7 protein-coding genes and 1 pseudogene are annotated in these 12950 nt (G+C 47.6%); all 8 read left to right on the forward strand.

Annotated features, from left to right (window positions below):
- Positions 1–218: 218 nt before the first annotated feature.
- Positions 219–704 (forward strand): annotated as a pseudogene (locus tag RH949_RS18055) (interleukin-like EMT inducer domain-containing protein); the annotation flags it as partial.
- 45 nt (positions 705–749) lie between these two features.
- On the forward strand, positions 750–2108 hold the full coding sequence (locus RH949_RS18060; RefSeq protein WP_006104965.1) for a polyprenyl synthetase family protein: 1359 nt from the start codon (positions 750–752) through the stop codon (positions 2106–2108).
- A 239-nt stretch (positions 2109–2347) separates the two neighbouring features.
- Entirely contained in the window at positions 2348–3328 is a 981-nt protein-coding gene (locus RH949_RS18065; protein WP_446355025.1) for a hypothetical protein, read from the forward strand.
- A 600-nt stretch (positions 3329–3928) separates the two neighbouring features.
- Positions 3929–5593: a hypothetical protein gene (locus tag RH949_RS18070; protein WP_006104824.1), complete on the forward strand. Its 1665-nt coding sequence runs from the start codon at positions 3929–3931 to the stop codon at positions 5591–5593.
- The gene (locus tag RH949_RS18075; protein WP_044210296.1) at positions 5590–6660 is read left to right on the forward strand and encodes a hypothetical protein; all 1071 of its coding nucleotides are present in this window, start codon (positions 5590–5592) and stop codon (positions 6658–6660) included. Before RH949_RS18070 ends, RH949_RS18075 begins: the two co-directional genes overlap by 4 nt.
- Before the next feature lie 202 nt (positions 6661–6862).
- Positions 6863–7762 carry an interleukin-like EMT inducer domain-containing protein gene (locus RH949_RS18080; RefSeq protein WP_083799197.1) on the forward strand — a complete coding sequence of 300 codons (900 nt, stop codon included), beginning with the start codon at positions 6863–6865 and terminating at the stop codon, positions 7760–7762.
- Between the two features lie 198 nt (positions 7763–7960).
- Positions 7961–10543 carry a DUF4912 domain-containing protein gene (locus tag RH949_RS18085; protein WP_446355028.1) on the forward strand — a complete coding sequence of 861 codons (2583 nt, stop codon included), beginning with the start codon at positions 7961–7963 and terminating at the stop codon, positions 10541–10543.
- A gap of 184 nt (positions 10544–10727) precedes the next feature.
- Positions 10728–12812: an interleukin-like EMT inducer domain-containing protein gene (locus RH949_RS18090; RefSeq protein WP_446355030.1), complete on the forward strand. Its 2085-nt coding sequence runs from the start codon at positions 10728–10730 to the stop codon at positions 12810–12812.
- The last annotated feature ends 138 nt before the right edge of the window (positions 12813–12950 follow it).

Below are 12950 nucleotides of genomic sequence, written 5' to 3' on the forward strand. Positions count from 1 at the left end.
GTTAAGGCTGATATCGAGCAACAATGCCGGGTATCAGCCAAGCGCAAGCGTTAACGGTTATCGACCAAAAGTTACACCGTGGACTTATACCAAGGCAGAATTACTGATGGGTAGGTTTGTCTAGGTTTTTAGAAGCGGTAACATGGCTCAAGTTACCTGTAATGGTGAACTGGTTTCCTTTACGGGAGGATATCAACGGGGTCTAAAATGTTGTTGTTTTTGATCAGTCCAATGGGCATCACCTTCACAGTCGATCCTTTGATTTCTATGCTGATCCCGCGAATGCAGATGCGTTTGCTGACTGGATAGAGACTTTACCCCAAGGGCGGGTGGTTGCGATCGCGGCGAAAGACGACGCCAGCTTTAATCTCTCGGATCGCGCCCAAGCCGCCTGTAAGTCTATTGGTAGCACCCAAATTGACCGTCTTCAATTTAGAGGATCGTGGGCGATTATCGGCATCAAAGGTGCTTCTGGGGGTGCAGTTATCGAAAATTTGAATAATTTTGGCTCCGTTTCTGTCAACGCCTGGTTTCCCTGGGTTGACTCTCCCCCAGTTACTCCATCCGTGGCTCAACCTGTGGCTGAATCGATAGAATTCTCCGAATCAGGTTCAGGGAACAAGAAACAAGTAATCATTATCGGACTTTTGCTGGCTATTATCGTTATCGTTGTCATCGGGGCTATTTTAATTAATAAGGACTAAATATAAAAGCCATTTCTGAACCGACACTCTAGAGGAAAATTGTTAATGTTAGGACTATTCTTATTTCTCGTATTTTTGACCTTCTTCAGTTTGTTATTGTATGACCCAAAAAAATTACCAACCCTCAAGTTGAAAGGCACACCCCGCCAAGTTTTACTGCCTCACCCCCCGATCTCTAAGCCTTCATCGTCAACGGTATCGGATATTGATTCAGGCAGTCGTAAGGCGATTGCCACTACCTTATCTGATCTCGCCCAATTAGAGGCAGCAAAGGATAATCAGGAGCAATGTATCGTCGCCGATTCCTCTAAGTTTAATCAAAGCATTATCAACGAGGCATTACAGGGTTCGCGAGACGCCATTTTTGTCAAAATTGAGGACTTTATCCAAAGCCAGCGTCAAGTCTCTGGTGCTTATACTCCCCTTTATGAGCTATTAAGTGATTATCCCTTTCGCGTCGGGAAAATGCTGCGTCCAACGATGTGTATTAGTGTCGCCCGCGCGGTGGGAGGAATGGGACATTCGGCATTAACGGCGGCGGCTGCATTGGAACTTTATCACAATGCGTTCTTGATTCACGATGACATCGAAGATGAGTCGGAGTCTCGACGGGGAAAGGGGACATTACACCAAATGATTGGTATTCCCCGTGCCATTAATGTCGGGGATGCGACGAATGTTTTAGCGGTGGGATTGCTGCTGGAAAATTTATCTGTGCTGGGGGTATCCAAGGCACTAAATATTTTACATGAAATTGAGTTCATGGCGCGGCAATCGGTGGAAGGACAGGCGATGGAATTGGATTGGGTGGCGACGAATCCCTCCCATCTAAGTGACCAAGATTACTTTACCATGTGCGTGAAAAAGACCTGTTGGTATTCCTTTATTACCCCTTGTCGGATTGGTCTCATTGTTGGACATCCTGCCTCCAGTGTCCAGGATTTAATTGAACCCTTGGCAGGATTAACCCGATTTGGCATGATTTTGGGGATCGCGTTTCAAATTCAAGATGATTTATTAAATCTCCAGGGGGAAATGGAATCTTATGGCAAAGAAATTGGTGGCGATATCTATGAAGGCAAACGCACGTTGATGCTGAACCATGTTTTAGCCAACAGTAAACAGGAAGCAGAAAAAATGCGGGAAATTCTGGCTCTACCTCGCCCCCAAAAACATCCTGATCATGTTGCCTTTATTATGGAGCAAATGCAGCGGTGTGGCAGCATTGAACACGGCTGGAACGTGGCGCGATCGCTCGCTCAAAAAGCCGCCGATATCTTTGATTCTTTGGAGTTTTTGTTCCCGGAGACCCCACTGCGACCCGGAGAACAATGGGTGTCTCCAGTTCATGACCGTCGATTTCTTAAGGAGTTGATTAATTATGTCATTTATCGAAGTAAGTAAGTAGGTTGGGATCGTCATTGGTCATTCGTCATTTGTCATTCGTTATGCCTTTTTGCTGTCTGGATGATCAAAAAATGATTACAAAATGTTAAGTTTTGAAAAAATAAATGGTTTTGAGTAGATTTAAATGAATGCTCGACTAGAATAAGAGAATCCTAATTTTTAGGATCGTTGTCAAGTTTATAAATTCACAGGGACAACTTGACTTCACAAAGGATAAATTACAAGGAGTGAATGAAATGGCTCAAATCAAAATCGAAACCGTCGATCTCAACGACTGGAAAGAAGAATCCTATGAAAAAGGTGCCGGAAGATGGGATGTATCCCGCAATGGTCAAGAAGTAATCCAGAAGAAAAATGGCAAACCTACGTTATTTTATAGTCCATTTAATGTTTTTAATACCAAAGTCACTGGTAAAATAAGCGTCGGCAATACGGGGGATGATGATTTTATTGGGTTTGCCCTAGGATTCCAACCGGGAGACACCACCAATAGTTCAGCTAAATATCTACTTGTTGATTGGAGGAAAGGTCAGCAGAAACGGTGGGGAGAACTTGCTAAAACAGGATTAGCCGTATCCATGATTAGTGAGGTTCCTAAAGATCAAGCTGAATTCTGGGGTCATACGGGTAAGGTAACTGAACTGGCTCGCGGCAAAACCTTGGGCAACAAGGGATGGGAGAAAAATGTTGAAAATACGTTTGACTTTGTTTATACCAAAACCAATCTGCAAGTCTCAGTGAATGGTAGTCTAGAAATTGATATTGATGGCGATTTTAGTGAAGGGCGGATTGCGTTCTATAACTTTTCCCAAAATAATGTAACCTATAAAGCTTTTGAGAAAAAAGTCCTCCCCTCCGGTCAATTGCAAGTCCATGCAACTTTTGAACAAGGGGTAGAGTTTCAAAATCCTATGGATACGGCTGCTAAAATTAAAGTCACCCCCTCTGGTACTTGGTCGGTGAAAGACGGAGTAGAAATTACCGCCGCCGGAGAACCTGGGGCTGAACTACTCAGTCATGTGACTTATCCGAACAATACCCCCTACGCCTTGGTTGCTGTAGATCAAGCGAGTGATGAAGTTATTGAAGAGATCAATAGTGCCAAGACTCTCAGTTTAAAAGCGGGTCAAACTGTGATCTTTAAGATGAATGATGAGCCGGGATGGTATTGGGATAACAAAGGGTGCATCACTGTTGATTGGATGGTTTTGGATTAAATCATCATTGGTCATTTGTTCTTGACCTCTGAATAAATGTGGAGACGCGCCATGGCGCGTCTCTACATAAATGATGTGTCCTAACAGCCATGGCGGTTGCTATACCTGTTCGCCGTTACCCTCTCAAAGGCGATAACTTACCAACTTTTATGTATTGACAAAATGCACAAAATAAGAATTTCAAAGGACTCTGGCAGAAATTAACCAATTTTGACCAACTTTTATGCATTTACATCCTGGTGTTCCATTGGTTATCGTTAATAGCATATTTAGATGTAACTAACTTTAACCAACATTTTGTAGGTTAGGTGTCTGAATCCTAGGCTAATTTTTCTCGAAGCGTAACCAAGCTGACCCTTGATAGCTGAAGTTAGCCACAGCGCAACCTAACCTACAACCTTTTTAATCCAGTGCTAGTCGTTGACATAGAATGTCACTGAACGAAGGAGTTAGAGCCAGCAAAGCAATTAATTATGCCAGGAGAATACAACGACATAGATGAATTACACCACCGTAATTTAACTTAATGAAAAATCGTCAAATAAAAGAGTGAATAAAGATTAAAATGGATTGAGTAAAACGCCGCCCGATAGGTGTTAAATGAGTCAGCGTTTAGAAAAAACCCTTGTCCTGCCCCAAGTAACGTTACAACTCCATTCCGGTACAGACTTGGTTCTCCAGCTATTGATCCGGAATCAACTTAATGAGCCCGTACTTTTACGTCCGACTCTAGATGATTGGGTTCTTAATAACAGTGAGATTTTGCCCATTGTGAGTCGTTTAGAACCGCCTTATGTTTATTTATTTCCAGAGTATGAGTCTACTTGTCAATTAACGGTTCAAGTTCCCGACTATTTACCGAGTGGGACAAGCCTGAAAACCTGGTTAAGATTTCCCGGTTGGCTAGAAGACGCTATTCCCATTCAATTGGAACTATTAGAACCAACAGAAACTCGCGATCGCACTCCCGTCATCCATCCCTTAATGGTCACATTTCCGCCGCCGAGAGACAGCAAGGAAAACTACTTGGGAACGGCTGAACCCAGCACCGCTGGAATCTTTGGTCTGATGTCGGGATTAATCGATTTGGATAAAATTCCTGCCCGTTGGTTGATCGCAGAACTGCTAACTCGGTTGTGTCAACATGGCACCAATTATGCCCAAACGCCCCAAGGGAATGAATTACTCAGCCAACTGAGTCGCACCCAGTTCTATCGCAATGGCGTTTATGCCTTTTCCTCAGCCCAAGTCCCCGCTTGGATATCGAGTAGTATCTCGATGGCGAATACTCTCCTCGCCGCCCAAATTGGACGACGACATCTGCTTTCTATTTGGGAGGAATGGTTATTTGATTTAGCCCAAACTGATATTGAAATGGGGAATGGGGGAGATAGAAAAGATAGGGAAGATGGGGGAGATGGGGGAGTTCACTCAGAATTGAATCAGGGCGGGTTTTGCTCAAACGTTACTACAAATAGCGACAAGAAAGTCGCTAAACCCGCCCCGACAAACCCGGTTTCCTATCAGCAAAGCGAAGCGTCAATACTCAACACGCAAAACCCTGAACAATGGTTTGCTGGACTGATTTTAGGACTTGCCCAGGTATCACCCAGACTAGCCGATTGTTTCCGGGCGATCGCGACTCAGGATTCAACTCTACCGATGATTGATCAAACCATTCCCGCCCAAGCCAGCTACAGTTTAACCACTGGATTACCGGGACTCGATGGACTTCCAGGACGTTGGTTGGTGGTAGAACTCCTGATCCTGTTGGCACAACAAGGAGATACCTACAGCCGCACAGAAGCGGGTTGCCAATTACTGAATCGACTCAGCCGTACTCGTTTCTTTAAGAATGGTGTCCTCGCCTTTGCTTCCGCCCAAGCCCCCCGGTGGCTGGTAATCAGCCAATCAGCGGCGGCGGCGTATCATTCCTCTCTGGGGGTGCAGATGGGACAAGGGGGATTACTTCATGTCGGCGAAAAATGGTTGTGGACATTAGTTGCCAATACCTTAAACATTAAAGGGATGGACAACCCGGTTTCTGTATCCAATGCCGCGACAAAAACCTTCGTCTGTGAACTGGGAATGGATGCCCAGCGCTGGTTTGTGGGGATTCTGTTGGGACTGATTCAGGTGTCACCAAAGATGGCGAAGTGGGTGCAGGCGATCGCGGATCAAGCCCCACCACCTCTGGCGCCTACCCCAACCTCCCCAGTCATGTTCAATGATGTTCTCAATGAAGGAGGTTCTCTGGGGCGATGAATGTCAACGAACAAGTTCTCCTTAACCGTGTCGAAGCTTTACGCATTCCCCTCGAAGATCCCGCCTTACCTCTGGATTGGAAGGATTGGTATCACTTTATTTGGCTGGATCTGAAAACGGGAATCCGTCTACTCGTCAACGCCACCCTAATTGGCAAACCGGAACAGGGACAGATGCAAGTCAGCTTTATTATCAACTTGCCCTCCACCCAAATTACCCCAGAACTGGAATCTCCCCCGTCAGTGGCAACTTTTGGTACAACCTTTAGCCTAGACTGGCAACCTGACATGGTATGTCGTCACCCCTTACGTCTGCAAGGGAAGGGGATCAATCTGGAAATTAATGGCATGAACTCATCGGTTCAAGTTCACGATGAGAGGGCGCAGCTTTCCCTCAACGTTCAAGGAGAAGCTGAAGCCATGCCCCTCTTAGTTACTGAGGATGCGCCATTCGGGAGTGGTTTTATTGGGTGGGGATTAATTCCAGGGTTAAAGGTTTCGGGAAACGTATCCGTTTGTGGGCGATCCTTTGCCATTGATCATGACTGGTTCTGCTATCACGATCGCAATTTTGGTCGGTTTCGCTGGGGTGAGGATATTGGTTGGGAATGGTTTGTCGCTTATGTTACAGACAAAAAGGGCAGATCCTTCACCCTCGTGTTAGACAAACGCACGAATAAAAACCATTCCATTAGTGGTTTACCCTATATTTTTATCTATTCTGGCACTCGCTTGCGGAAAGTATTTTTGGGGTCTACGTTACAAATCGATTGGGATTGGTCTGCCACTGCCAGTTTACCGTTACGTCTGCCTGGAGTCATGGCATCCCTGTTTGGCGATCGCACGGTGAGTATGCCCCGACAGTTACAGGTACAAGCGGCAGATGATCAGGATCAATTGTCATTAACCATGGCGTTTGATGCCACCAGTGAGTTAATTGTCCCCGATAATCAGAATCGCCAATATACCTTTATTGATGAAGTGACGGGTACGGTTGACGTGACTCTCGTACTGCAAGGGGAAACAATACAAGCAAGGGGGTTTGCCTATGGCGAATATGTTCATTAGTTTGTTCGTAGTAAGCGCTTAAGCGCTTCTACCACTAAAATTCCTAGGACAGACTAATTGTTAAAAAATATTAATTTCAAGTTAAAATGAGTACATAAAACGAGATAATACAAAGATTGTTTCCTAATTCGTTGAGATTATACGTCTCAAAACGGCAAACTTGTCCTTAGCGTAACGGTTGCATCAAAACTTATCCATTTAAATGACTTCTTCAACAGTAACGATAACAGTTCAATCAGCAGGTGGATTCATGGGTGACTCAGCCCGGATCACACTCAACGACCAAGAAATTGGGTTTGTTCACTATAGTCGCGGACTGAATGTTGCCGTTATTGATGAAGCAACAGGACAACCCTTAGTTTGCACCACTTTTGACACCTTTTTCCCCGGAAACGCAGACCGATTTGCCGATCTGGTGGACAAGTTGCCCAGTGGTCGAATTGTCGCGATCGCGGTTAAAGATGATGCTAGTGCTAACCTAAGTCAGCGGGCGAAACGCGCCTGTCAATCCCTGGGAAGTCGGCAAGTTCACTGTCTCAGATTCCGCACCTCTTGGGCGCTGATTGGTCAAAAAGATGCTAAACCCGGAATCGCGAAAGAAGAATTATCGGACTATTCGGATGTCGTCTGTTCTCGTTTAATTTCTGTCTCTGGGGATACTGTCCAGCGTCCCAGCTTAGGGGTAATATCAGCAGGGGGAAATCAGGGCAATTTCGCCCAAATCACCTGGAATAACGAAGAGATAGGGATAGAAGGAGGATATCAACGGGGATTGAATGTTGTTGTCTTTGATCGCCGTGATAAAACCCAAGCGTTCAGTCGTTCCTTTGATTTCTTTGTTAACCCAGAGAATGCCGAAGCCTTTGCCCAACTGATTGAAGATTGTTCTCTGGATCAGGGAATTGCCATTGCGGTCAAAGATGATGCCTCTGTTAATCTTTCCGAACGGGCAAAACAAGCTTGTGAAGCACTTGGTAGTCGCTTGATTCGCCATCTGCAATTCCGCAGTTCTTGGGCGATTGTGGGATATAAAGATACATCAGCAGGTTCAGCCATAGAACAGTTGAGTCATGATCGATCCGTGGGAGTTCGAGTTTGGTGAGAGAATGCCTCGGTTTCGGAACTGAGTTAGGAGTCAAATAAATTTTCCAAAACTAGCTAGATTAAAAAGCGATCATGAGATATCATAACTTTTTCAGTATTTCTAGACATTACATAACCCTGAAAAAACGAATTTAGACGGCTTGAGCTTCCATTAAACGTTAACTAAAAAACTTATCAATTAGAATCAAGGGTACTAATGATGCAGACGTTAGGCAAAAAAGAGGCGTTAATTGCCTCGGTTATCCTATTTCTCACCCTAGGAACGGTTTCCCCTCAGTTCCGACTCACCTCTCTGCGGCTGAGTCCAGTATTGGCTCAGGTTTCACCGGAGGAATTCGAGGTACCGGAGTCCGTTCCCCGTGGGACAACAGTGCGGCTGGATGGTTCTAGCAGTATGGCAAAGGTAAATCAAGCCTTAAAAGAGCGCTTTGAGCGACAGTATCCCAATAGTGATGTTCAACTCAATGCGGCTGGGAGTACCGCCGCCTTAGAAGCCTTGGTTAATGAAGAGATTGATCTGGCGGCGATTGGACGCCCGTTGACGGCGGTAGAAAAGGCACAAGGATTAGTGCAAATTCCCTTAAGTCGGCAAAAGATTGCCATTCTCGTCGGACCCAATAGTCCTTACACGGATATAGATATTACCTTTGAGCAATTTTCCCGGATATTCCGAGGAGAAATTACCGATTGGTCAGAACTTGGGGGTGAACCCGGACCAATTCAACTGATCGATCGCCCGGAGTATAGTGATACCCGGCAGGCGTTTCAACGCTACGATGTGTTTAAAGCGGCACCCTTTAGAACCGGAGCCAATACCACCCCGGTAGAGCGAGATAGTACCGATACCGTAATTGAAGAACTGGGAAAAAACGCTGGCGGGATTGGGTATGCGATCGCGGATCAAGTGTTTGATCGTCAGGATGTGAAAATCATCCCCATGCATAAAGTCTTTCCCGATGATGAACGCTATCCCTTCTCCCAATCCTTGTCTTATGTCTATAAAGAACCTGCAACGCCTGCGGTAGAAGCCTTTATCGGCTATGCTTTAGATCCCTCTAATGAGCAGGCAGTTGACGAAGCTGTTGCCGAAACCACCACAGAACCAGAAGAGGCGATCGAAGAACCCGCCGCCGCACCCCAGCTAGCCCAGGCACCGGATTCTCCGGATTCGCCCGAACCCGCCGCCCCCGTGGAGGTAGATGAGGCTGATGCCGAAGCCCAAGCCACGCCACCCGGACTGATTCCCTGGTGGGTGCCGTTACTCATAGCCCTTTCGTTTCTAGCTGGCGGTTTCCTCGTCTGGCTGCTTAAAAATCGCGATGACGATGATCGTCCAGCCCGTCGTCCTTTTGCTGGGGGAATAGCAACGAATGGCAAACCCACAAACACAGCAGGTGTGGCTGTTCCGCCTCCAACCCCAGCCCCAGCACCAGTCCCAGCCCCAGTCCCAGCACCAACCCCAGCACCAGCCCCAGCCCCAGCCCACAGCAGTTTACATTTAGTCCCTTATGATGGCAAAAACGCTTATGCCTATTGGGACGTAGCCCCCGCCCATATCCAGAATCTCCAGCGTCCGTGCAAAGATCTGGTGGTACGGCTTTATGATGTCACCGACAGCCTCCTTTCGCCCCATCAGCCCCCCTATCTGCTCCAGCAGTTTAGCTGTGAGCCTCAACCTCCCTATATCCTATTGACACTACCCGCAGAGAATCGGGACTATATGGCGGAGTTAGGGTATCTCACCCCAGGCGGAGAATGGCTACTCTTGGCTACCTCAAATAAGGTGCGGGTTTCTCCAACAATTCCCATCAGTACCGCCGTCACCGCCACTCCCAACCTACAAGCTGGGCTGGCACCATCGCCCTACCCAGCCACGACAACCGCAGCGATGACTGCACCCCCTTCTGGGTATGGAGGAGGATATTACCCGCCAGCCCCCGCTCACAGTCGCCTCTTTTTAGTTCCTTATGACGGTAAAAATGCCTACACCTATTGGGACATTGCCCCAGCCCAAGCCCAATCCCTCCAGCGTTTAGGGGGAGAAAAGCTGATGTTGCGTCTGTATGATGTCACCGATAGTCCTAATCCAGAGCGGGATCAGCCGCCGATGCTACAACAGTTCGGATGTCAGGGAGAGCAAAACTATCTACTCTTGTCCTTACCCGCAGAGAACCGGGATTATTTAGTGGAACTGGGTTACTTGACCCGCGAAGGCTACTGGTTACCGTTGACGCGATCGGAAACTGTGCGGGTGACGCCGATTTTGGGGACGGGCAATGTCCTCCCCGGAGACAGAGGGATGGGTCATGGTGAAGGAACCTGGCTGTCTCATTCCCCGAATCTCTCTCACAGTCGTCTATTCTTAGTGCCTTACAGTGGCAAAAATGCCTATGCGTACTGGGAATTAGTGCCGAATCAGATTCAAGCCTTAAAGCATCAAGGGGGAGAAAAGCTACTGTTGCGTCTATATGATGTCTCCGACAGCTTAGATCCAGACCGCTATCGTTCCCATTGTGTCCAGGAATATGATTGTCAGGGTTCAGAGAATTATGTGCTGCTCACGTTTCCGTCAGCGGATCAGGATTACCTGGCTGAGTTGGGATATGTCACCGCAAGTGGGGACTGGCTCCCTATCGCTGACTCGGAAACGGTACGAGTAACGACCAATATTCCCACCGACAGCGATACGCTGTTCTTGGTGTCAAGGGATCGTAACAATTCGTACACCTATTTAGAAGTTCCCCCCACCGTGTTGGAGGCGCTGAAGCATAAGGCGTAGTTGTAGAGACGCGCCATGGCGCGTCTGGGAGCTGGGGCAAATTGTGTAGGGGCGGGTTTCACGACTATCTTTTCGGTTACATCCAAATGTAGATAAACCCGCCCCGACTTGACAAATGACGAATGACAAATGACAAATGACGAATGACCAACTTTTCAGATGCGGGTGAAGGAAAAAGTAAAGCATGAACCATAATGAAGCCCATCTCCATATCACTGTCCAGTCGGCGGCTTATAACCAGGGAAATTCGGCTCGGATTACTGTCAATGACGAAGAATTCGGGTTTGATCCGTACAATCGCGGACTGAATGTGGCGGTTATCCATGAAGTAACGGGTCAAAAGCTGGGTAGCGCCACCTTTGATACCTTTGGTGATCCCAGTTGTGCGATCGCCTTCACCGAATGGATGGAGAGTCTGCCTGTTGGTCGAATTGTGGCGATCGCGCTGAAGGATGAGGGGACTGTCTATCTGGATGAGCGGGCGAAAAATGCTTGTGCGGCGTTGGGGGCGTATTGGGTTTATTATCTCCAGTTTCACAGTTCTTGGGCGATGATTGGTCAAAAGGGAGCGACACCGGGAACGGCGACTGAAGCGTTATCAGATGAGCATGGCGTAACCTGTTCTCGTTCCTTTACACTTCCCTCAATTTTCGCGAACACGGCGGCAATTTCGGCGACATCGGCGGCTGGAGAGTACGGCTTTTTAACGCATATTAGCCGCAATGGATCTGTGATCCCGATTCCGGGCGGATATCAGCGGGGGTTAAATGTGGTGGTGTTTGAACCGGCTACTGGGAAGCCAGTGTTGAGTGGTTCGTTTGACTTCTTTGCGGATGCGTCTGTTGCTGATGTCTTTGCCCAACAGATTGAAGCGATACCCGATGGGAAAATTGTCGCGATCGCAGTTAAAGATGATGCCAGTGTCAATCTCTCCCAAGCTGCCAAAGATGCCTGTCGCGCGATCGGTAGCCGTCTGATTGATGAATTGCAATTTCGCGGGGCTTGGTCAATTGTCGGATATAAAGGCGCATCTCCGGATGCCGTGATTGAAAATCTGAATAATTCTGGGTTCACGTCGGTTAAAGCCTGGATGCCTTTAGTTATACCCTGCCCAACTTGGCAGCCTCAACAGAAGCTACAACCCCCAGATTTACCCGAAAAAGGGATCTTTGGCAGTGCAATTGCTATGAGTGGCGAGACAGCGATTATTGGGGCGCGTTTGGCTCAAGTGAATGGTTGTCCGGCTGTGGGTAGTGCCTATATTTTCCAACACCACAACGGTGTGTGGACAGAAAAACAGAAACTGCAACCATCGGGGTTTGGGCATCAAGATGTCTTTGGCAATGCAGTGGCGATTCAGGGAAATCTGGCGATTGTGGGTGCTTATTTTACCGATGCACCCGATCGCCCAAATACCGGAAGCGCCTATATTTTCCAACCGGAAAATGGCGTGTGGGTAGAAAAACAGAAACTCCAACCTGCTGATTTACAGGCAAATGACTGCTTCGGAAGTGCGGTAGCCATGGGTGACAATTTCGCGATCGTTGGTGCCTATACCGTAGACGCCGAAAGTCGTCCCGAAGCTGGGAGTGCCTATATCTTCCAGCTTGAGAATGGGGTGTGGGTAGAAAAACAGAAACTCCAACCTGCTGACTTACAACGGGGGGATGGGTTTGGCGGTGCAGTGGCGATTAGTGGGGAAACCGCGATCGTTGGGGCGCGTCTTGCCAAGGCAGATGGCGGTCAATTTGCTGGGAGTGCTTATGTGTTCCAGTTAGAAAATGGGGTATGGCAGCAAAAACAGAAACTCCAACCTGCTGACTTACAATATGGGGATAATTTTGGGAATGCGATCGCGCTCAGTGGTGAATTCGCGATTATCGGTGCTTATGGTGTTGATGCCCAACGGTATCCCGATACTGGCGCTGCCTACATTTTCCAACATGAAAACGGGGTGTGGCAACAAAAACAGAAGCTGCAACCCACTGACTTACAACGTCGCCATGGCTTCGGCTGTTCTGTCGCCATTCAGGGACAAGTGGCTGTCGTCGGGACTTCCGATGCTGGAAGCGCCTACATTTTCCAACTCAATCAGGGAACATGGCAGCACAAACAGAAATTATACTCTCCGGAGGTACAACCCAAAGACGGGTTTGGGTATACCGTTGCCCTAAGTGATGGAGTTGTCATCACCGGGGCGCATAATGCAGATGCTCAAGGGCGCCCTTATGCGGGTAGTGCTTACATCGCATTTGCCAACGAAACGTGAACGTAATCGCGGCATTCCCCGACTTCAGCGATAGCAAGTCGGGGAAGGATAGCGGATAATTTACGGGTTTCGACATCCCGTAAATTATCAAATTACCATTGTTATTTTACCCAATTAAATGATAATATGGGGGGTATG

The sequence above is a fragment of the Coleofasciculus sp. A1-SPW-01 genome (genome assembly GCF_040217205.1).
GTDB classification, from domain to species: domain Bacteria; phylum Cyanobacteriota; class Cyanobacteriia; order Cyanobacteriales; family Coleofasciculaceae; genus Coleofasciculus; species Coleofasciculus chthonoplastes_A.

Excerpts from the sequence above, each read along its gene's own strand:
- RH949_RS18060 (WP_006104965.1), top strand. The coding sequence starts at position 750 with ATGTTAGGACTATTCTTATTTCTCGTATTTTTGACCTTCTTCAGTTTG.
- RH949_RS18065 (WP_446355025.1), top strand. The coding sequence starts at position 2,348 with ATGGCTCAAATCAAAATCGAAACCGTCGATCTCAACGACTGGAAAGAA.
- RH949_RS18070 (WP_006104824.1), top strand. The coding sequence starts at position 3,929 with ATGAGTCAGCGTTTAGAAAAAACCCTTGTCCTGCCCCAAGTAACGTTA.
- RH949_RS18075 (WP_044210296.1), top strand. The coding sequence starts at position 5,590 with ATGAATGTCAACGAACAAGTTCTCCTTAACCGTGTCGAAGCTTTACGC.
- RH949_RS18080 (WP_083799197.1), top strand. The coding sequence starts at position 6,863 with ATGACTTCTTCAACAGTAACGATAACAGTTCAATCAGCAGGTGGATTC.
- RH949_RS18085 (WP_446355028.1), top strand. The coding sequence starts at position 7,961 with ATGATGCAGACGTTAGGCAAAAAAGAGGCGTTAATTGCCTCGGTTATC.
- RH949_RS18090 (WP_446355030.1), top strand. The coding sequence starts at position 10,728 with ATGAACCATAATGAAGCCCATCTCCATATCACTGTCCAGTCGGCGGCT.